The sequence below is a fragment of the Zoogloea sp. genome, assembly GCF_028693495.1.
In the GTDB taxonomy this organism is placed as follows: Bacteria; Pseudomonadota; Gammaproteobacteria; order Burkholderiales; family Rhodocyclaceae; genus Zoogloea.
Map to the genome: position 1 here is coordinate 1 of NZ_JAQUVG010000032.1, position 20,030 is coordinate 20,030.

Below are 20,030 nucleotides of genomic sequence, written 5' to 3' on the forward strand. Positions count from 1 at the left end.
CGCGACCCCTTCGCCATGCTGCCCTTCTGCGGCTACCACATGGGCGACTACTTCAACCACTGGCTGAAGATGGGTCACACCGTCGATCAGGCCCCCGGCATCTTCTGCGTCAACTGGTTCCGCATGAACGAGAAGGGTGAGTTCATGTGGCCTGGCTTCGGCGAGAACATGCGCGTTCTCAAGTGGATCGTCGACCGTGTCCGCGGCCGTGTCCACGCCACCGAGAACGCCCTCGGCTGGATGCCCCAGTACGAAGACATCGACTGGACCGGCTCCGACGTCACCAAGGAAGAGTTCGACCAGCTGATCAAGATCGACGCCGAAGCCTGGAAGAGCGAGCTCGCCGGTCACCAGGAATGGTTCGAAAAACTCCAGGACCGCCTGCCCAAGCAGTTCATGCTCAAGCGCGAACTGTTCGAACTGGCCCTGTAAGCGTACATTCATGGCAGCCCCCCGGCTGCCCTGAAGGCCCCAGAAAGCGCCGAGCCATCGGCGCTTTTTTATTGGCTGGCAGGGCCAGGGAATTTGCCCCACCAAAACACAGGAAGGACACCCATGCCCCCCATCGCCCGTCGCATGGCCGACATCCAGCCCTTTCACGTCATGGAGATCCTCAAGCGCGCCCATGAGCTCAGCGCCGCGGGTCGCGACATCATTCACCTGGAAGTGGGAGAGCCCGACTTTCCCAGTCCGCCCCCCATCCTGGAAGCCGCCCAGCGCTTCCTCGCCGGCGGGCACGTCCATTACACCCCGGCGCTGGGACTGACCGCCCTGCGGGAAGCCCTCTCCGGCTTCTACGCCCACCGCTTTGGTGCAGCCGTCGCCCCCGAACGGATCATCATCACCCCCGGAGCCTCCGGAGCCCTGATGCTGGCCCTCGGCGTCCTGACCAACCCAGGCGACGCATGGCTGCTGCCTGACCCCGGCTATCCCTCCAACCGCCACCTGGTCCGCAGCTTCGAGGGGCGCCCCGTGCCTCTGCTGGTGGACGCCCTGACCCGCTTCCAGCCCACCCCGGCCCAGGTGGATGCCGCCTGGACGCCCCAAACCCGGGGGCTGATGGTCGCCAGCCCTGCCAATCCCACCGGCACCCTCCTCAGCCTGGACGAGATCGAAGCCCTGCAACGCACGGTTCAGGCCCGCGGTGGCACCCTCATCGTCGACGAGATCTACCAGGGTCTCAACTACGGTGTTGAGGCCAGCACGGCCCTCACCCGTCTGAACGACATCTTCGTGGTCAACAGCTTCTCCAAATACTTTGGCATGACCGGGTGGCGGCTGGGCTGGATGGTGGTTCCCGAAGCCTATGTGCGGGACATCGAAAAGCTTGCCCAGCACTTCTTCATTTCCCCCTCCACCCCGGCCCAGCACGCCGCCCTGGCGGCCTTTGCACCGGGCACCCTGGAGATCCTCGAGGCGCGTCGCCACGCCTTTGCCCACCGCCGCAACGCGCTGCTGCCCGCCCTCCGGGACATCGGCTTCCGCTTCGCCACCGAACCCCAGGGCGCCTTCTACCTGTACGCCGACATCTCCGGGCTCGCCGACAGCAGCGAGACCCTTGCCCGGCGGCTGATCGAAGAAGCCGGCGTGGCGACCACCCCCGGCCTCGACTTCGGTGACAACGCCCCCGAACGCCACCTGCGCATTGCCTACACCACCGAAGAGACCCGGCTGATCGAAGCAGCAGAGCGGATCGGGCGGGTGCTGCGGTAAGGCTCTGCGAGGAATCCGCTCCGCCAGGCAAACTCCAGCCCCCTGAAAGCAAAAACCCGCCAGGCGGCGGGTTCTTGCTTCTTCCCAAGGGCGCTCGTCAGGCACCCACCAGTTTTCCGCCGCTTCGCGCCGCCTGGGTCAGAGCCGCCTTCACGGCCATCACCTTGTTGGCGTAGGGGGCAGCCGGATCACTGGAGCCGTTGTACTGCTGCAGGGCCCGTTCCACCGAACCGGTGCGCTGGATGTACTCCTTGAGCACCAGGGCACCTACCCGGATGTTGGTTTCCGGATCAAACATGGCGCTCTTGTCGGAGGCCACATCCACCTTGTCCGGATGCCACTTGGGGATGACCTGCATCAAGCCCTGGGCCCCCATCGGGCTCTCGGCGAAGGGATTGAAGCGGGACTCGATGGCCATCACGGCCACCAACAGCAGGGGGTCCACCCCAATGCTGCGCCCCGCCTGCTGAGCAGAAGCCAGCAGGGGCTCGACAGCCACCGGCGAAACCAGGTAACGCTTGGCGATGTACATCTTGACCCGCTGGAGGTCAGGGGACAACTTGATGGAGGGATTTTCAGGGGCCGTGACGATCTCGGTCGCCGGCTCCTCGATCACTGCAGCCACAGAGGCGGATTCACCGAGCAACTTGCCCAGGGCGAGACCCTGAACACCGTGGTTGGCAATGCGGGACGCTACAAAAAGGGTAACGATAAGGCCAGCGACGAGAAGACCGCCGTGGGTGAAGTGAAGCATGAATGAAGCCGCGTGACGTGCGTACTTCGCGATACGAGTTGCGGACATGGGCTCTCCTTTCTGTGGCCACGATCACGAGCACGCAGGAACAGCCTCCCCGCAACATCAAGGGAAATCGCTCGTTCGCATCACCCGGAAAACCCACGAAAATGGGGCCGGGCTCCACTCACCTCCCTGAAAACGGGAAGGTGGCGTCTTGGGATCAGGTCGCCAGGGGTTGATCCAAACACGCTGACGCAACCAGGACAGCGTGCCAAAAAAAGCATCGAAACCCGGCCTGTACAAGGCCGTTGACCATGGGGAAGAAGCCCGGCCATGCAGCAGTTTCAATACCGACAATGAATAACAACACGGTACCAATTACGACACCTGGAACGCATTCTATTGATTCGATTGAACTTTGTCAAACAAAGGGGCAAGCAAGGGGCAGCAGAACGATTCCTTTTGCATCTTTCGGAGACCCTGAAGCCATGTCCGGCAAGGCGGGCCGCAAAGGACAGGGCAGGCAGGATCAGCCTGGACGCGCCTGCAACGGAAAAGGCCAGCGGCGTGAGTCTGCGACGGCCTCAGGCCCATTCTCGGCCAGGCACAAGCCCTCTGCGCCACTGCGCCCTGCCAGACACGCAGCCAGCCGGGACCAGTCGAAAAAAGGCCCCGGGTCCGTCTTGCGTCCGGGCGCCACATGGGAGTGTCCCACTACGTCCTCGATAGGAAAACGGGCCTTGAGAGCCACCAGCAGATCGGCCAGCACCTCGTACTGGACCGGCTCGAAAGGCAGGGTATCGCACCCTTCCAGTTCAATCCCGACAGAGAAATCATTACAGCGCTCCCGTCCTTTCCAGGAGGACACCCCCGCATGCCAGGCCCGCATCTCAGGGGGAACAAACTCGATCACCCGACCGTCGCGCCGGATGAAGTAGTGGGCTGAAACACGGAGCTGGTGAATCTCCGCGTAGTAGGGATGGTCGGCAGGATTGAGGGTGTTGGTGAAGAGTTGCTCGACACCGGGACCACCAAAGCGGCTGGGGGGAAGGCTGATGGCGTGGATGACGACTACGGAAACATCTACGCCGACCGGCTTTTCATCAAAATTGGAGGATATGCAGCCAGAGATGAACATGTAAAAAATGTGAAAAGGGTCTGAAAGTACTATTCAGACCCTTAACATCAAGCTTGCTTACGCGACTGTATTAGCAAAGACCAGCAGCAGCGCAGGTACCTGTATTGGTTGCCCAAGTAATGCCGGAAGCACTAGGAGTCGGGACCATGATATACGTGTAGGCGGTTCCGAAGTCTGCGGCAGTACCTTTGGCGGTAATAGTTCCGTTGGCTTCAACAGTCACCGAGGCAACTTTGCCATAAGCCGCCGGGGCAGCAGCAACCCCACCATTCCCGTTAGCACAACCGGTGACTTCAGCGGCCGGGTCCGGACGCGTCTGGATACAAATTTCAACCTGAGACTTGAATCCCTGAGCTGCCTGGACAACCTCGGTAAACTTGGCCTTCTTGGTGTAGGTCTGATACTGCGGAACCGCCACAGCCGCCAGAATGCCGATGATCGCCACAACGATCATCAGTTCGATCAGGGTAAAACCACCTTGCTTTTTCATGATGTGTCTCCAGTGAAGTACGTGAACCACCAAGTCGGGGATCGGATGAGGATTCGATCCTTCGAGGAGTCCTCAGCAAAGCTTGTGCCAGGCATTACAAAAAAATTAAAAGCATTTCAAATCAGAAACTTGATCCGTATTTCAACATTTCCGTCGAACGGCCTTGCCGCAAAACCCTACACCGGGTGTGACCATTTTTGTCACATTGATGACAAAATTCGTCAGTCATAAAATTCTATCGACCTGGTGGTTTTCGATAGCAGCCCCGGCGCGGAGGGCAGCCTCCCGACCCCCTCAGGCATGCATGGTTTTGGTGCGCGCTTCTTCCGTATGCACGCCTGCAGTGCGCAAAAGTGCGGCATCCGTAAACCAACCTCCTGATTTAACGCAACAATCCTGCTTGCCAGGGCTGGCACAGCACCTGCTTGGTGCCCCGCTTCGCAACGGGAGCCCACAATGGAGCAAACAAGTCACGCCAGCAGTACCCTCTTCGTGCTGCTCGGCGCCATCATGGTGCTGGCGATGCATGCCGGCTTCGCCTTTCTGGAGGTCGGCACGGTCCGCAAGAAGAATCAGGTGAATGCGCTGGTCAAGATCCTGACCGATTTCGGCATCTCGGCCGTGGCCTACTTCTTCATCGGCTACACCCTCGCCTACGGCGTGCATTTCTTCAGCAGCGCCGAGGTGCTGTCCCAGAAGAGCGGATACGAGATGGTCAAATTCTTCTTCCTGCTCACCTTCGCTGCAGCCATTCCGGCCATCATTTCCGGCGGGATCGCCGAACGGGCCAAGTTCCACCCCCAGGGCGTCGCCACCTTCCTGCTGGTCGGTTTTGTCTACCCCTTCTTTGAGGGCATCGCCTGGAACGACAACCTGGGCCTGCAGCCCTGGCTGGAGGCCAGCTTCGGAGCCAGGTTCCATGACTTTGCCGGCTCGGTGGTGGTCCATGCGGTGGGGGGCTGGATCGCGCTCCCGGCGGTCCTGCTGCTCGGGCCCCGGCGCGGCCGCTACACCAGGGAAGGCCACGTGGCCGCGCATCCGCCGTCGAACATTCCCTTTCTGGCCCTGGGGGCGTGGATCCTCACGGTAGGCTGGTTCGGGTTCAACGTGATGTCGGCCCAGGCGGTGGACAAGATCAGCGGGCTGGTGGCCCTCAATTCCCTGATGGCCATGGTGGGGGGCACCCTGGCGGCCATGGTCCTGGGCAGGAACGACCCGGGCTTCATCCACAACGGCCCGCTGGCCGGCCTGGTGGCGGTGTGTGCCGGCTCCGACCTGATGCATCCGGTGGGCGCCCTGGCCACGGGGCTGATCGCCGGGGGCTTGTTCGTGATCCTGTTCACCCTCACCCAGAACCGCTGGAAGATCGACGACGTGCTGGGCGTGTGGCCTCTCCACGGGCTGTGCGGTGCCTGGGGCGGCCTTGCGGCAGGGATCTTCGGCAGCCCGGCGCTGGGCGGCATGGGAGGGGTCAGCCTGGTGTCCCAGGTGCTGGGCACACTGGCCGGGATCGTCATCGCGGCAGCGGGCGGCACCATTGTTTACGGCGCCCTCAAGACCGTGGTGGGCATCCGGCTGGCTCCGGAGGAGGAGTTCGACGGGGCGGACCTGAGCATCCACAAGATCACCGCCACGCCGGATCGGGAAACCCACTGGTAAGTCCCGCGGCTGGCCGGTAAAGTGCGCGCCATGCACGATACCGGCACTTCTGAATTCCTGGACATCCGCGGCCTGCGCTACCACGTCCGGCACTGGGGCCCCCAGGATGCCCCGCCTCTCTTCCTGCTGCATGGCTGGATGGATGCCTCTCCCACCTTTCAATGGCTGGTGGCGTCCTTTCAGCAGCGCTGGCATGTGATCGCGCCCGACTGGCGGGGCTATGGCGGCAGCCAGTGGCTGGCCCGCCCCTACTGGTTTCCCGACTATTACGCCGATCTGGATGCCCTGGTCCGTCATTACTCGCCCGACGCCCCGGCCCGGATCGCCGGCCACAGCATGGGTGCCAACATTGCCTCGGTTTATGCAGCCCTGCGGCCTGAGCGGGTTGCCCGGCTGGCAATGCTGGACTTCCTGGGCCTCGTGGCCGACCCGGGGGTGGATGCCCCCGCCCAGCTGGCCAAGTGGATGGATGGGCTGGACCAGCCTCCCCGCCTGCGCAGCTACCCGGACATCCCCGCCCTTGCCAAGCGCCTGCAGCAGGGCAACTGGCGCCTTCCGGAGGACAAGGCCCTGTTCCTGGCCCGCGCCCTCAGCCGCCAGACCGCCGATGGCCGGGTGGAGATGGCCTTTGATCCCTGGCACCGGCAGGCTTCACCCCATCTTTACCGGATTGAAGATGCGATGGCCCTGTGGCGCCGGATTCGTGCGCCGGTGCTGATGCTGGTGGCCGAGGATGGCTTCATCCATGAGCGCTTTCACGACCAGCCCGACGAATATCAACGGCGATTGGCCAGTTTTGCCCAGGTGGAGGTGCACCGGATCCCCGATGCGGGACACAACATCCAGCATGACCAGCCCGCACGGGTGGCCAGCCTGATCGAAAACTTCATGCTGGCCTGAGTCTGCCACCCCCTGCAAGGGACAGGGATTGATGCATAATCGGCCATGGCTCCGTGGTTTTTCACCCTCAGGACATGCTCAGGTGGCCCCTTCCCTCACCACCCCCTCACTCAAGCGCAGGCTGTGGCTGGTGCTGCTGCTGGCCATCGCCCCCCTGGCAGCGCTGATCCTGTTCCATTACCAGAGCGAACGGCACAAGACCATTGAGGGGATGCGGCAGCAGGCCCGGTTGATGGCCAGAATCGTGCACATCGAGGAGGCAGCAGCCGAGCGGCAGGTCCGTCAGCTGCTTGCCACCATGGCCCGGTCCAACGATCTGGCTGACCTGGACCCGCAGGCCTGCACCGAGCTCACTCAACGCCTCGCCCAGTCCGCCGATGACATCGCCAATCTTGGTGCGGTCACCCCGGACGGCCAGGTTTTCTGCAGTCTGGTCCCCACGCCCCATCCGGTGGACGTGCGGAACCGGACCTGGTTTCAGCAGGCCCGCAGCGGCCCGGGGCTGACCAAGGGACAGTTCCTGGTGGGGCGGATCTCGGGCAAGGTCAGCATCACCTTCGGCTACCCGGTGCGGGCACCGGACAATACCCTCCGGGCCGTGACCTTTGCCGCCACGGACATCACCTGGTTCGACCGGCTCACCACCCGTCAGCAGCTCCCCGAAGGCTGGACCTCGATCCTTTTCACCGCCACCGGAGAACCCCTCTCCCGCTATCCCGACCCCGACAAGTGGCGCCACACCCGCCTGCCTGAAGAGAGCCGCCAGAAATTCATCGAGACCGTCCGGAGCGGCAAAGACGAGGTGGAGATGGAAGGCCTGGACGGGGTGGTCCGGCTGTTTTTCCTGGAGCCTGTCACGCTGGCCAACGGCGACCTGTTTGTCAGCGTCGCAGCCCCCTTGCGGCAGGTGCTGGCGCCCGTCGAACAAAAACTCTGGCAACAGCTCGGGGCCATTGCGGTCGCAGCCCTGACCTCGCTGCTGCTGGCCCGCTACTTCCTGTACCGGCTGGTCGAGCGGGGCATGCAACGGCTGGCCGAGGCCTTCCGGCAGGTCCGCGCGGGCAGGCTGGATACCCGCCTCTCCACCCACCGCCTGCCCCAGGAGCTGGCAGAGCTCAGCGAACATTTCAATGACACGGCGAGCGAACTGCAACGGCGTGCTCAGGAACTGAAGCTGCACCAGGAAAATCTGGAAGAACTGGTGATCGCCCGCACGGCAGAGTTGCAACAGGCCAAGGCCCAGGCCGAAGCGGCCAACCGGGCCAAGAGCGCCTTTCTGGCCAACATGAGTCACGAGATCCGCACGCCGATGAACGCGATTCTCGGCTTGTGTCACCTGATGCAGCACAAGCCGGGACGCTCCCCCGAGGACACCGACGCCCTGCACAAAATCGATACCTCGGCGCGGCACCTGCTGCGCATCATCAACGACATCCTCGACCTGTCAAAAATCGAATCGGGGCGACTGGAACTGGAGAACATCGATTTTTCCGTGGAGGGTGTGCTGGACCAGGTCTGCGCGATGGTTGGCGAGGCCGCTCAGGCCAAACAGCTGACCGTGCTCACCCGCTGCGAGCCCTCGCCCCTCTGGCTCAAGGGGGATGTGACGCGCATCCGCCAGGCCCTCCTGAACCTGGCAGGCAATGCAGTCAAGTTCACCGCGAGTGGATCGATTGTCCTCACCGCCCGGGTCACCGCGCGCACCGACCAGACCCTGACCGTACGCTTCGCCGTGACCGACACGGGCAGCGGCCTTTCTCCGGAAATTCAGGCCCAGCTGTTCCAGAGTTTCGTCCAGGCCGATGTATCCATGACCCGACGCTTCGGCGGCACCGGTCTGGGCCTGGCCATTACCCGTCGGCTGGCGGAGCGGATGGGGGGCGAAGCGGGCGTCGAGAGCGAACCCGGCAAAGGCAGCACGTTCTGGTTTTCCGCCCGGCTGGCTCCGGGGTCCAGCACCACGGAGGCCCACGCCGCCATCCCCGATGCCCGGGAAACCCTGGCCCGCCTGCAGGCCTGCGGCAGCCACCTCCGCCTGCTGCTGGTGGACGACGACATCATCAACCGGGAGGTGGCCCTGGAGCTTCTGCAGGCCGCGGGCCTGCAGGCCGACACCGCCGTGGATGGCCAGGAGGCCCTGGACAGGATCACTGAGGGCGGCTACGACCTGGTCCTGATGGACATGCAGATGCCCCGGCTGGACGGGATTGGCGCCACCCGCCGGATCCGTGCCCTGCCCGACCGGAAAGCGCTGCGGATCATCGCCATGACCGCCAACGCCTTCGCCGAGGACCGGGCCCGCTGCCTGGCTGCCGGCATGGACGACTTCCTCACCAAGCCCGTGGAGCCCGACGCCCTCTACGCGATGCTCCTCAAATGGCTTCCGCAACAAGCGGATTGAACGCCTGGGCGGTTCAGCGCCAGACCCCGCTGCGAGGGGTGTAGCTGTCCAGCACCCGGATATAACTCTCCCGCGCCACGGCGCTCGGATCCCTGAGGCGGGACTGGCGCATGCTACCCTTCATCTGGGTCACGGAGTCGTACTCCCGTTCCATCAGCCAGTCTGAAATGCCCTGCAGGATATGGGTCAGGCGTTCCGGGCCGTGGGCCAGCAGGCTGGAGGCCAGATGGACCACGTCGGCACCGGCGAGCAGCAGCTTGAGGGCATCTTCAGGCTCATACACCCCGCCGGTGGCAGCCAGGGTCAGGCGGGTCTGGGAGCGCAGGATGGCAATCCAGCGGATCCGCAGGAGGGTTTCATCCCGGCTCGACAAGGCCAGCTGATCCACCATTTCGAGGGTTTGCAGATCGATGTCGGGCTGGAAAAACCGGTTGAACAGGGCGACGCCACTGGCGCCGGCGGCTTCCAGTTTGCGCACGAAATGGGGCAGCGAGGAGAAGAAGGGCGACAGCTTCATCACCACCGGAATGCTCACCACCTGGCGCAATTCCGTCAGCAGGGCCAGATAACGGGCCTCCACGACATCACCACTCTCCAGCGGGTCGGCGGCCACGTAGTACACGTTGAGCTCCAGCGCATCGGCGCCGGCCTGCTGGAGCTCCCTGCCCAGATCCACCCAGCCGGCAGGCGTCACCCCGTTGAGGCTGGCAACGACCGGGATCTTCAGCCGCGCCTTGACCTTGCGCAGGTGTTCCAGATAACACTCCAGGGCCCCCACGAACTGGCCATGATCGGGCAGGAAGGTATGCGCCTCCGCATCGTGAAGATCCCCGTGAAGGAGGAAACGCTCGGTCATCGCGTCCTCGGCAACGAGTTCCTCCTCGTAGAGGGAATGCAGCACCACTGCCGCCGCTCCCGCATCCTCCAGTCGCAGCAGGGTGTCCAGGTTGCGGGACAGGGGGGAGGCCGAGGGCACCAGGGGGTTCTTCAGGCGCAGCCCGAGATAGTCGGTGGACAGGTCGATCATGACGGCATCCTCATTCCGGTTTCGAGGCAGCAGGGTTGGCAGCCAGGGCCTGGTAGGCGGCATAGCGCCGGTCGGCCTCCTTCTGGGCTTCGAGCATCAGGCGCTCGGCCACCTCCGGATGGCTGCGGGCCAGCATCGCAAAGCGGGTTTCACTGTCCATGAACTGGCGGATGGGCAGGCTCGGGGGCGCGGAATCCAGCCGGAACGGATTGCTCCCGACCGCCTCCAGCCGGGGATCATGGCGAAACAGGGGCCAGTGCCCCGATTTCACGGCCATGTCCTGCTGGCGCTGGTTGTAGAGCATGTCCACCCCGTGGGCGATGCAGGGGCTGTAGGCGACGATCAGGGACGGGCCATTGTAGGCCTCGGCCTCCTGGAAGGCCTTCAGGGTGTGCACATCCTTGGCCCCGTAGGCCACGGTGGCCACATAGACATGACCATAATCGGAGGCGATCCGGGCCAGGTCCTTCTTGGCCGTGGACTTGCCCCCCGCGGAGAACTTGGCCACGGCCCCCACCGGCGTGGCCTTGGAAGTCTGCCCGCCGGTGTTGGAATACACCTCCGTGTCCAGCACCAGGATGTTCACGTCGAAACTGAGCGCCAGCACGTGATCCAGGCCCCCATACCCAATGTCGTAGGCCCAGCCGTCGCCGCCGATGATCCATACCGAACGGCGGATCAGCCATTCGGCCACAGCCAGAAGCTCGCGGGCACGGGGATGATGACTCCGCTCCAGCAGACTCCGGAGGACGGCCACCCTTTCCCGCTGGGCCCGCAGACCGGTTTCCTGATGCTGTTCCGCCTCGACCAGGGCCACCGCCAGGTCAGCGCCGATGTCGCCGGCCAGCTCCCGGACCAGATACCTGGCGTGATCCATGAGCTGATCCGCAGCGAGGCGCATGCCCAGGCCAAACTCGGCGTTGTCCTCGAAGAGGGAGTTCGACCAGGCCGGCCCCCGCCCGGCCCCATTGACCGTGTAGGGTGTGCTCGGCAGGTTGGCCCCATAGATGGATGAGCAGCCGGTGGCATTGGCCACCAGCATCCGGTCACCGAAGAGCTGGGTGGCCAGGCGGATGTAGGGAGTCTCTCCACAGCCGGCACAGGCGCCGGAAAACTCGAAGAGCGGATCCAGCAGCATCGCGCCCGGCAAGGTTCCCTGGCGCAGCTGGCTGCGGTCGAACTCCGGCAGGGTCAGGAAGAAGTCGAAACTGGCCTTCTCCTGTTCCCGCAGGGGTTCCAGCGGTGCCATGTTCACCGCCCGGCGGCTCACATCGGATTTGTTGTGGATCGGGCAGGCCTCCACGCAGTCGCCGCAGCCGGTGCAATCCTCCGGCGCCACCTGGTAGCTGATCCGGGTCCCCAGGGGATAATCCTTGCTCTTGGCCCGCACATGCTTGAAGCCCGCCGGCGCCCCTTCGGTGGCACTCTCGGGGAAGACCCGCGCCCGGATCGCCGCATGGGGACAGACGAACACGCACTTGCCGCACTGGGTGCACAGGTCGCTGTCCCAGACCGGAATCTCCAGGGCGATGTTGCGCTTTTCGTAGCGGGCCGTGCCGGTGGGAAAGGTGCCATCCGCCGGCATCGCCGAAACCGGCAGACGGTTGCCCTCTCCCCGGTAGAGGGGCAGGGTGAAGTCCCGCACGAAGGGGGGGAGCTCCGCCGCCGGGGAGGGCATTTCCGTTTCCCGCCTGGCCTCCTGCTCCGGCAGGCTCACTTCGAAGAGCCCGGCCAGGGTCAGATCGATGGCCTTGTGGTTGAGGTCGGTGAGGCGCTTGCTCTTGCGTCCGTAAGTCTTTTCCACGGCCTTCTTGATGGCGGCCACCGCCTCATCCCGTGGCAGGACGCCCGCAATGGCAAAGAAGCAGGTCTGCATGATGGTGTTGATGCGCCGCCCCATGCCCGCCTGCTGGGCCACGCCGTAGGCGTCGATCCCCCACAGCCGGAGCCCCCGCTCCCGGATTCCGGCCTGCAGGGAGGCCGGCAGGCTGGCCCACACGGAGCTTGGCGGGACGGGGGTGTTGAGCAGGAAGACGCCCCCGGGTGCAGCATGGGCCAGCAGGTCGTAACGTTCGACGAACACCGTCTGATGGCAGGCCACGAAATCGGCCATGCCCTCCTCCACCAGATAGGCGGAGCGGATCGGATCCGGGCCGAAGCGCAGGTGGGATACGGTGACCGCGCCGGACTTCTTGGAGTCGTAGACGAAATAACCCTGGGCCTGGAGAGGCGTGGCTTCACCAATGATCTTGATGGAGTTCTTGTTGGCCGAGACGGTTCCGTCCGCCCCCAGCCCCCAGAACACCGCGTGCTTCAGGCGCCGCGCCGCATCGGTGCGGAAGGTCTCGTCCCAGGACAGGGAAAGATGGGTCACGTCATCGTGAATGCCCACCGTGAAACGGCGCCGGGGCGTGGCGGCAGCCAGCTCGTCAAAGACGGCCCGGACCATGCCCGGCGTGAACTCCTTGCTGGCCAACCCATAGCGCCCGCCGATCACCCGGGGCATCGGCCGCAGGCCATCGGCCGCCCCCTCGGCAAGGGCCGTCAGCACATCCTTGTAGAGTGGCTCCCCATCGGCACCGGGCTCCTTGCAGCGGTCGAGCACGGCAATGGCGGTGACGCTGTCCGGCAGCGCCGCCAGCACCCCACGTCCGTCAAAGGGCCGGAACAGACGCAGCTTGAGCAGGCCGACCTTCTCGCCCCGGGCCACCAGATGGGTCACGGTCTCCTCCACCGTTTCCCCGGCGGAGCCCATCACCACGATCAGGCGCTCCGCATCGGGCGCCCCCACATAGTCGAAAAGCCGGTAGCGCCGCCCGGTCAGCGCTGCAAAGCGGTCCATGGCGGCCTGGACAATGCCTGGAAAGGCGTCGTAGAAGGGATTGCTGCGCTCCCGCCCCTGGAAGAACACATCGGGGTTCTGGGCCGTACCCCGCAGCATGGGACGCTCGGGGGACAAGGCCCGGGCCCGGTGGGCGGCCACCTGGTCGTCATCGATCATCGCCCTCACGGTCGCCGGCTCCACGGCCACGATCTTGGCAACCTCATGGGAGGTCCGGAAACCATCGAAGAAGTGGATCACCGGAATTCGCCCGGCCAGGGTTGCCGCCTGGGCGATGAGGGCCATGTCCTGGGCCTCCTGGACCGAATTGCTGGCCAGCAAGGCACAGCCCGTGGCCCGACAGGCCATGACATCCGAATGATCACCGAAGATCGACAGGGCGTGGCTGGCGACTGCCCGGGCAGCCACATGAAGCACGAAGGGGGTCAGCTCGCCGGCCATCTTGTAAAGATTGGGAATGAACAGCAGCAGCCCCTGGCTGGCAGTGAAGCTGGTGGCCAGGGCACCTGAGGTGAGGGCTCCGTGAAGGGCTCCGGCTGCGCCTCCTTCCGACTGCATCTCGATGATCCGGGGAACTGAACCCCACAGGTTGGGGCGTCCCTGAGCCGCCCATTCATCGGCCCACTCGCCCATGTTCGACGAAGGGGTGATCGGATAGATGGCGATGACCTCGGCACCGAGGTAGGCCATTCGTGCAGCAGCTTCGTTGCCATCCAGATTGAGAGTGGTACTCATCGCGGCTCCCTGGGGTGGGGTGGAGATCTCCGTGCTCCACCGTGAGGTGCCTGCAGTCCCGTCATCTTGACGCGACAGGTGTGCAGCGCAACAATGCAAGCATCTTAAGGCCGGCACCGGTCTCCCGCTGTTGACCTGGCGCAAAAGCCACGTCACCCCGGAACGGCGCTTCGGGAATCCCCGATTGACCCGCATGGTCGGGGCACCTAGGCTCGGGGCATCACCGTTTCAATGGATTTCCCCATGTCGGCCAAGACCCTTCTTCTCGTTTATCAGTCCACCACGGGTGCCACGGAGCAGATGATCCAGGCCGTGGCCCGGGGTGCCCAGGCGGAACCGGAAGTCACCGTCCGCCTCATGCGGGCGGTTGACGCGGGGCCGGATGAGCTGCTCGCCGCCGACGGCTACCTCTTTGCCTGCCCCGAGAACCTCGGCGCCATTGCCGGTCTGATGAAGGATTTTTTCGACCGTTGCTACTACGCCGGGCTGGACCGGATCAATGCCCGCCCCTATGCCGTGCTGATCTGCGCCGGCAGCGATGGCAGCAATGCGGCCCGGCAGATCGCCCGCATCGCCACGGGATGGCGTCTGCGGGAAATTGCGCCCCCGTTGATCATCTGCACTCACGCCCAGACACCCGAGGCGATCCTGGCGCCCAAGCGGATCCCTCCCGAAGAACTGGCCAGGGGGGAAGAGCTGGGCCTGGCCTTTGCAACCGGCCTGGCCATCGGTGCCTTTTAAGCACGTCACACAAAGACGCGGGGTAGCCCATCGGATAACCCGCAACACCCTGGAAGGACGCCCGAATCGATGCACCTCAACGTCTCCCTGATTGCCCTGATGGCCGCCAGCTTCGGACTTGCCATGATTTTCGGCCTGATGGCTGCCCGGCTGAGGCTTCCTCCGCTGGTTGGCTATCTGCTCGCCGGCCTGGTGATCAGCCCCGGCACTGGGGGGGTTGTGGGTGACGCCGCGCAGGCCGGCCAGCTTGCCGAAATCGGAGTGATGCTGCTGATGTTCGGGGTGGGTCTGCATTTTTCCGTGGGGGATCTGCTGGCGGTCCGCAAGATCGCGGTCCCCGGCGCCGTGCTCCAGACAGGCGTAGCCACGGCCATGGGTGCGGGGATCTGTCTGTGGTGGGGCTGGTCCCCGGCCCAGGCCGTCGTGTTCGGTCTGGCCCTGTCGGTGGCCAGCAGCGTGGTTCTGCTGCGCGCCCTGGAGGTGAAGGGCCTGCTGGATTCCACCAACGGCCGTATCGCAGTGGGCTGGCTGGCGGTGGAAGACCTGGCGATGGTGCTGGTCCTCGTCCTGCTGCCGGCCCTCGCCCCCCTGCCGGGAGGAGACAGCGGGATCGCCGGGCACGGCCTGCGCGCCCTGCTGCTGAGCGTGGGACTCACCCTGGCCAAGCTCACGGCCTTCATCACCCTGGTACTGGTGGTGGGCAAATGGGCCTTCCCCCGGGTTCTGCTGCTGGTGGCACGCAGCAGCTCGCGGGAGCTGTTCTCCCTCTGCGTGATTTCCGCTGCGGTCGGCGTGGCCTATGGCTCGGTGGTGCTGTTTGACGTGTCCTTTGCCCTGGGGGCCTTCTTTGCCGGGATGATGATGCGGGCATCCGAGTTCAGCCACCGGGCCGCTGAAGATGCCCTGCCCCTGCGGGATGCATTCTCCGTGCTGTTCTTCGTTTCCGTGGGCATGCTGTTCGACCCCCGGATCCTGCTGGAGGCACCTCTGCAGGTGCTGGCCGTGGTGGGGATCATTATGGTGGGCAAGACCCTTGCCGCCGTGGGCCTGGTGCTGGCTTTCCGCTATCCCCTCAACACGGCCCTGACGGTGGGCGCCAGCCTGGCCCAGATCGGTGAATTTTCCTTCATCCTGGCCAGCCTGGGCCTGAGCCTGAACCTGATGACGGCGGAAGGGCACACGCTGATTGTGGCCGGGGCGTTTGTTTCGATTGCCCTCAATGCGCTGCTGTTCACGGCAATTGCCCCTGCCCAGGCCTGGGCCCGGGCACGCTCCGCCTGGGCACGCAAGCTGGACCTGCGGGACGACCCCCTGGCCGCGGTCCCCATGTCCACCGACCGCAGGCTGCTCTCCGGGCAGGTGGTGCTGGTGGGCCACGGACGGGTCGGTCACAAGATCGCCGGCGCACTGGAGCGGGCGCGCATCCATTACGTGGTGGCCGACAGCAACCGGGCGGTGGTGGAGTCCCTGCGCAAACGGGGCCGGGTGGCCGTCAGCGGCGATGCCTCCGATCCGATCGTGCTGGTCCAGGCTCACATCACCAAGGCCCGGATGCTGGTCATCAGCATTACCGACCCGGTGGCCTGCCGCAAGATGGTGGACATCGCCCGCAAGCTCAACCCGGGCATCCGCACCGCCCTGCGGGCAGCCAATGAAGACGGCGCGGTGCTCCTGCGCAAGGAGGGGCTGGGCGAGGTGTTCGTGGCCGAGCAGGAGCTGGCCGCCAGCATGGCCCGCCACGTCTCCTCCTGCCTGGGCCAGCCTTCCCCCTGAAGGGGAGCGGATCACCCGGCCCCTCCCTGCCCAGGCCGGGGGCATCCGGCAGGGCATGGACCATGTCGCGCAGACGGGCGGTGACCCTCGTCATCAGGCGCCCTTGCCGTGGCTCCCCGGCGCCCCGCCAGCCGGAGGGAATCCGCTCCTGTCCCCCCGCTTCCATTCCGTGGGACTGCAGCCCATTTCCTGACGGAACATGAAGGTGAAGGCCGACGTGGAGCCGTAGCCCAGCTCCAGGGCCACCTCGGTGACACTGCGCCCGGCCGCAAGCCACTCCACCGCCCGGAACAGGCGCAGGCGATGCCGCCACTCCCGCAACCCCATGCCGATTTCCTTTTCGAAGCGCCGGGCCAGGGTCCGCCCGGACGCACCCAGCTCGGCTCCCCAGTCCTCCACACTCCGCGGGTCGGCAGGACTGGCGTAGAGCGCCTCGCAAATCCGCTGCAGCATGGGGGTCTTGGGCCAGGGAAGGTGGAAGTCCAGCACCGGCAGGCGCCGCAGCTGATCAAGGATGAGCTGGTTGATGCGGCCAATATAGCGCTCCTCTTCCCCCCGTTTGTGGATGTCATCCAGCTCCACGATCAGGGCCCGCAGGAAAGGCGTGACGGAGAGCACGGTGCAGCCACCCGGCATCCCCAGGCCAGGCTGGTCCGCCACATACAAGTTGCGGAACTCGGCCCCGTGAAGGGCGCCCGTTGTGTGCTCCACCCCGGTGGGTACCCAGATCGCCTGCTCCGGGGTGATCACGTACCAGGAGTCCGCCACCGTGACCACCAGGGTTCCGGCGGTGGCATAGACCAGCTGGTTCCAGCGATGGGAGTGCACCGGAAAGATGTGACGGGCCGGCAGGCACTGGGAGCGCAAGAACACCGGACCGGGCAGGCTGGCCATGTCGGGAACGGCCACCGGGCTCCAGCCTTCATCAATACGCATGGCCACCCCTTGTCAATTCGTCGATATCGGTCGTCATCCTATCGAAAGCCGCCCGAAGCACCAAACCTTAGGATGCACTGCACAAGAATCCCTACAAGAGAGAACAGCATGAACACCTCCGCCGCCACCTTCCCCGCGGCCAGTGCCGCAGATCGCTACCGGGTGATCTTTGCCGGCATCTGCGCCCTGATCCTGACCGTCGGCCTCGCCCGCTTTGCCTATACCCCCCTGCTCCCGATCATGCGGGGGGAGGCGGGGCTCACCGATCTGGCGGGTGGCTGGCTGGCCACCTTCAACTACGCCGGCTACATCACCGGCGCCCTGATGGCGGCCACCATCAGCGACCTGGGCCGCAAGTTCCAGCTGTACCGGATCGGTCTGGTGGTGGCGGTGGTCAGCACCGCTGCCATGGGCATGACCCAGGACATCAACCTGTGGGTGGCCCTGCGCTTCGTGGCCGGCATGTCCAGCACGGCCGGCCTCCTGATCGCCTCCGGGCTGGTCCTGAACTGGCTGATCCGCCACGGCCACAAGCCGGAGCTGGGGCTGCACTTTGCCGGCATCGGGCTGGGCATCGTGGTCTCGGGCCTGGCCGTGGCAGGCATGGTAGGCAACCTGGCCTGGGACGGTCAGTGGATCGGCCTGGGCCTGCTGGGCGTGGCGTTCTTCCTGCCGGCCTGGTTCTGGCTTCCGGCCCCCGGCGCCGTCAAGGCACAGCCGGCCAAGGCGCTGCCGCCCCCGAGCCGGCGCTGGATGCAGCTCTTCCTCGCCTCCTACTTCTGTGCGGGCTTCGGCTACGTGATCAGCGCCACCTTCATCGTCGCCATTGTCGAGAAGCTGCCGATGTTGACGGGCAAGGGCGGCTGGGTATGGGTGATCGTTGGTCTGGCGGCGGTACCGTCCAGCTTCCTGTGGGACCGGATCGCCCGTGCCCAGGGGCAGATTCCCGCCCTGTTGCTGGCCTACGGACTGCAGATCGTGTCGATCGTGCTGCCCGCCATCAGCGAAGGCACCCTGGCCAACCTGATCAGCGCCGTGCTCTACGGGGGGACCTTTGCGGGGATCGTCAGCCTCACCCTGGCCATCATCGGCCGCTGCTTCCCGGCCAACCCCGCCAAGGCGATGGCCCGGCTGACCCTGAGCTACGGCGTCGCCCAGATCGTCGCGCCGGCCATGGCAGGCTACATCGCCACCCTCACCGGCAGCTACCAGGGGGCGCTGATCGTCGCCGCCTGGGTGATGGGTGTCGGAATGCTGCTGCTGGTGGCCGTGGGCCGGGAAGAGAAACGCCAAAACTGAACCGGGACTGGCCGGACAAATCCGGCCAGTCCGGCCTCAGTCTTCCCCGTACCCCAGGATCGCCTTGGTCTCCAGAAACTCTTCGAGCCCCCAGGCACCCCACTCCCGGCCCAGCCCGGACTGCTTGTAGCCACCGAAGGGGGCGGTCTGGTCGTTGGGCGCCCCGTTGAGATGCACGTTACCGGTACGCAAGCGGCGGGCTACGGATCTTGCCCGCGCCTGGCTGGCGGAGGACACGTAGCCCGACAGCCCGTAGGGCGTATCATTGGCAATCCGGATGGCATCCTCTTCGTCCTTGTAGGTGAGGATCGACAGCACCGGCCCGAAGACCTCCTCGCGGGCGATGGTCATCTCTGGCGTCACCCGGCTGAACACGGTGGGCCTGGAGAAATAGCCGCGACTCAGTCCTTCAGGGCGGCCCAGGCCCCCTCCCACCAGCTTTGCCCCTTCCTCGATGGACGTGGCGATGTAAGCCTGGACCCGTTCGTACTGGGCCTTGTTGGCCGACGGACCCATGGTGGTGGCCTCGTCCAGGGGGTCGCCCACCACCGCACGGGTCAGGGTGGCCGCCGCAATGGCCTCCACCTCCTCGAGACGGCTCTCGGGAACCAGCATCCGGGAAGGCGCGTTGCAGTTCTGGCCACTGTTGATCAGCAGGGAGAGCAGGCCCTGCTTGACCATTCTGGGAAAATCCGCATCCTCGAGGAGGATGTTGGCCGACTTGCCCCCCAGCTCCAGAGCGACCTTCTTGACCGTATCGGCAGCGCTCTTCATGACCTGCTTGCCCGCCCGGGTGGAGCCGGTAAACGACACCATGTCCACATCAGGATGGGCTGCCAGGGGCGCGCCCACACCGGCGCCGTCCCCATTCACCAGGTTGAACACCCCTGCCGGCACACCGGCAGCGTGCAGCACTTCGGCAAACAGGATGGCCGAAAAGGGGGCCAGTTCGGAGGGCTTGAGCACCATCGTGCACCCCGCAGCCAGGGCCGGCGCCACCTTGCAGGCGACCTGGTTGATGGGCCAGTTCCAGGGCGTGATCAGGGCACAGACGCCCGCGGGCTCCCGGACGATCCGGGTTCCACCCTGGCTCTTCTCGAACTCGAACGCGGCCAGGGCCGCCCGTACCGCCTTGAAATGCCCCAGCCCGGAGCCGGCCTGGGCCTTGGAAGACAGATAGGCAAGAGGTGCCCCCATTCCCTCGGTGATGGCCTGGGCGATATCGTCATAGCGCTTCTTGTACTCGACGCAGATGCGGTCGATCAGCGCCAGCCGCTCCTCCCGGGTGGTCGCCGCAAAGGCCGGGAACGCCGCCCGGGCAGCGGCTACGGCCTGATCCACGTCGGTGGCCGTGCCCAGTGCAATGGTTCCGGCCACCGCCTCGGTGGCCGGGTTGATCACCTCAAGCAGCCCGGCACGGGCCGGCTCGACCCACTGGCCGTTGATGTAGAACTGGTGGTAAGCGCGCATGTTTTCCGTCCATCGTTGCTGTTGGAAAGGGAGAAGTTAGCAGAAAGCGGCGGGAGGACGCATGGATTCCAGCCCGGAGGCAGATCGCCACGGCCGGCGGGACTTCCGGGGCCTACCGCTTCCCCTCCCGGTGGGGTATAACTCGGTCCCCGGAGCCCCGCACGACTACC

15 protein-coding genes are annotated in these 20,030 nt (G+C 65.2%); 8 read left to right on the forward strand and 7 right to left on the reverse strand.

Annotated features, from left to right (window positions below; all coding sequences use genetic code 11):
- On the forward strand, nucleotides 1–432 hold a 432-nt coding region (locus tag PHD22_RS07260), incomplete at its 5' end, for a phosphoenolpyruvate carboxykinase domain-containing protein (protein WP_299864379.1).
- 123 nt (nucleotides 433–555) lie between these two features.
- Complete coding sequence (locus tag PHD22_RS07265; protein WP_299864384.1) at nucleotides 556–1,713, forward strand: pyridoxal phosphate-dependent aminotransferase; 1,158 nt, start codon at nucleotides 556–558, stop codon at nucleotides 1,711–1,713.
- 97 nt (nucleotides 1,714–1,810) lie between these two features.
- On the opposite strand, the gene PHD22_RS07270 is transcribed toward PHD22_RS07265, so the two are convergent.
- The 3 genes from PHD22_RS07270 to PHD22_RS07280 form a co-directional block, all read right to left on the reverse strand.
- Nucleotides 1,811–2,515 carry a transglycosylase SLT domain-containing protein gene (locus PHD22_RS07270; protein ID WP_299864386.1) on the reverse strand — a complete coding sequence of 235 codons (705 nt, stop codon included), beginning with the start codon at nucleotides 2,513–2,515 and terminating at the stop codon, nucleotides 1,811–1,813.
- Nucleotides 2,516–2,978: 463 nt separating this feature from the next.
- Nucleotides 2,979–3,587: a 1,6-anhydro-N-acetylmuramyl-L-alanine amidase AmpD gene (ampD, locus tag PHD22_RS07275; RefSeq protein WP_299864389.1), complete on the reverse strand. Its 609-nt coding sequence runs from the start codon at nucleotides 3,585–3,587 to the stop codon at nucleotides 2,979–2,981.
- Between the two features lie 70 nt (nucleotides 3,588–3,657).
- The gene (locus PHD22_RS07280) at nucleotides 3,658–4,077 is read right to left on the reverse strand and encodes a prepilin-type N-terminal cleavage/methylation domain-containing protein (RefSeq protein ID WP_299864392.1); all 420 of its coding nucleotides are present in this window, start codon (nucleotides 4,075–4,077) and stop codon (nucleotides 3,658–3,660) included.
- A 456-nt stretch (nucleotides 4,078–4,533) separates the two neighbouring features.
- Between PHD22_RS07280 and PHD22_RS07285 the strand changes: the two genes are divergently transcribed.
- From PHD22_RS07285 to PHD22_RS07295, 3 genes are all read left to right on the forward strand, one after another.
- Nucleotides 4,534–5,736, forward strand: a complete 1,203-nt coding sequence (locus PHD22_RS07285) for an ammonium transporter (RefSeq protein ID WP_299864395.1) — start codon at nucleotides 4,534–4,536, stop codon at nucleotides 5,734–5,736.
- Nucleotides 5,737–5,766: 30 nt separating this feature from the next.
- Nucleotides 5,767–6,636, forward strand: coding sequence for an alpha/beta hydrolase (locus PHD22_RS07290; RefSeq protein WP_299864398.1), 870 nt, complete (start codon nucleotides 5,767–5,769; stop codon nucleotides 6,634–6,636).
- An 82-nt stretch (nucleotides 6,637–6,718) separates the two neighbouring features.
- A complete protein-coding gene (locus PHD22_RS07295) occupies nucleotides 6,719–9,037 on the forward strand; it encodes a response regulator (protein ID WP_299864401.1) in 2,319 nt (772 codons plus the stop codon).
- Between the two features lie 13 nt (nucleotides 9,038–9,050).
- On the opposite strand, the gene PHD22_RS07300 is transcribed toward PHD22_RS07295, so the two are convergent.
- The gene (locus PHD22_RS07300) at nucleotides 9,051–10,064 is read right to left on the reverse strand and encodes a dihydroorotate dehydrogenase-like protein (protein ID WP_299864404.1); all 1,014 of its coding nucleotides are present in this window, start codon (nucleotides 10,062–10,064) and stop codon (nucleotides 9,051–9,053) included.
- A gap of 10 nt (nucleotides 10,065–10,074) precedes the next feature.
- Nucleotides 10,075–13,641: a pyruvate:ferredoxin (flavodoxin) oxidoreductase gene (gene nifJ, locus PHD22_RS07305; RefSeq protein WP_299864407.1), complete on the reverse strand. Its 3,567-nt coding sequence runs from the start codon at nucleotides 13,639–13,641 to the stop codon at nucleotides 10,075–10,077.
- 243 nt (nucleotides 13,642–13,884) lie between these two features.
- Here nifJ and PHD22_RS07310 point away from each other — a divergent pair, with 243 nt between their 5' ends.
- Together PHD22_RS07310 and PHD22_RS07315 are read left to right on the forward strand one after the other, a co-directional pair.
- Nucleotides 13,885–14,382 (forward strand): NAD(P)H-dependent oxidoreductase, encoded by a 498-nt coding sequence (locus tag PHD22_RS07310; RefSeq protein ID WP_299864410.1) that lies wholly within the window; start codon nucleotides 13,885–13,887, stop codon nucleotides 14,380–14,382.
- Between the two features lie 69 nt (nucleotides 14,383–14,451).
- Nucleotides 14,452–16,155, forward strand: coding sequence for a cation:proton antiporter (locus PHD22_RS07315; protein WP_299864413.1), 1,704 nt, complete (start codon nucleotides 14,452–14,454; stop codon nucleotides 16,153–16,155).
- A 93-nt stretch (nucleotides 16,156–16,248) separates the two neighbouring features.
- Here the strand turns inward: PHD22_RS07315 and PHD22_RS07320 are convergent, their stop codons facing one another.
- Nucleotides 16,249–17,091, reverse strand: coding sequence for a helix-turn-helix transcriptional regulator (locus PHD22_RS07320; RefSeq protein WP_299864416.1), 843 nt, complete (start codon nucleotides 17,089–17,091; stop codon nucleotides 16,249–16,251).
- Nucleotides 17,092–17,199: 108 nt separating this feature from the next.
- Between PHD22_RS07320 and PHD22_RS07325 the strand changes: the two genes are divergently transcribed.
- On the forward strand, nucleotides 17,200–18,390 hold the full coding sequence (locus tag PHD22_RS07325; RefSeq protein WP_299864419.1) for a YbfB/YjiJ family MFS transporter: 1,191 nt from the start codon (nucleotides 17,200–17,202) through the stop codon (nucleotides 18,388–18,390).
- Nucleotides 18,391–18,426: 36 nt separating this feature from the next.
- On the opposite strand, the gene PHD22_RS07330 is transcribed toward PHD22_RS07325, so the two are convergent.
- Nucleotides 18,427–19,860 carry an aldehyde dehydrogenase family protein gene (locus PHD22_RS07330; RefSeq protein WP_299864422.1) on the reverse strand — a complete coding sequence of 478 codons (1,434 nt, stop codon included), beginning with the start codon at nucleotides 19,858–19,860 and terminating at the stop codon, nucleotides 18,427–18,429.
- Between the last annotated feature and the right edge of the window lie 170 nt (nucleotides 19,861–20,030).

Bases quoted from the DNA above. Each gene is read 5' to 3' on its own strand.
- PHD22_RS07265 (WP_299864384.1), top strand. From the start codon at position 556: ATGCCCCCCATCGCCCGTCGCATGGCCGACATCCAGCCCTTTCACGTC.
- PHD22_RS07270 (WP_299864386.1), bottom strand. From the start codon at position 2,515: ATGTCCGCAACTCGTATCGCGAAGTACGCACGTCACGCGGCTTCATTC.
- ampD (WP_299864389.1), bottom strand. From the start codon at position 3,587: ATGTTCATCTCTGGCTGCATATCCTCCAATTTTGATGAAAAGCCGGTC.
- PHD22_RS07280 (WP_299864392.1), bottom strand. From the start codon at position 4,077: ATGAAAAAGCAAGGTGGTTTTACCCTGATCGAACTGATGATCGTTGTG.
- PHD22_RS07285 (WP_299864395.1), top strand. From the start codon at position 4,534: ATGGAGCAAACAAGTCACGCCAGCAGTACCCTCTTCGTGCTGCTCGGC.
- PHD22_RS07290 (WP_299864398.1), top strand. From the start codon at position 5,767: ATGCACGATACCGGCACTTCTGAATTCCTGGACATCCGCGGCCTGCGC.
- PHD22_RS07300 (WP_299864404.1), bottom strand. From the start codon at position 10,064: ATGATCGACCTGTCCACCGACTATCTCGGGCTGCGCCTGAAGAACCCC.
- nifJ (WP_299864407.1), bottom strand. From the start codon at position 13,641: ATGAGTACCACTCTCAATCTGGATGGCAACGAAGCTGCTGCACGAATG.
- PHD22_RS07310 (WP_299864410.1), top strand. From the start codon at position 13,885: ATGTCGGCCAAGACCCTTCTTCTCGTTTATCAGTCCACCACGGGTGCC.
- PHD22_RS07315 (WP_299864413.1), top strand. From the start codon at position 14,452: ATGCACCTCAACGTCTCCCTGATTGCCCTGATGGCCGCCAGCTTCGGA.
- PHD22_RS07320 (WP_299864416.1), bottom strand. From the start codon at position 17,091: ATGCGTATTGATGAAGGCTGGAGCCCGGTGGCCGTTCCCGACATGGCC.
- PHD22_RS07325 (WP_299864419.1), top strand. From the start codon at position 17,200: ATGAACACCTCCGCCGCCACCTTCCCCGCGGCCAGTGCCGCAGATCGC.
- PHD22_RS07330 (WP_299864422.1), bottom strand. From the start codon at position 19,860: ATGCGCGCTTACCACCAGTTCTACATCAACGGCCAGTGGGTCGAGCCG.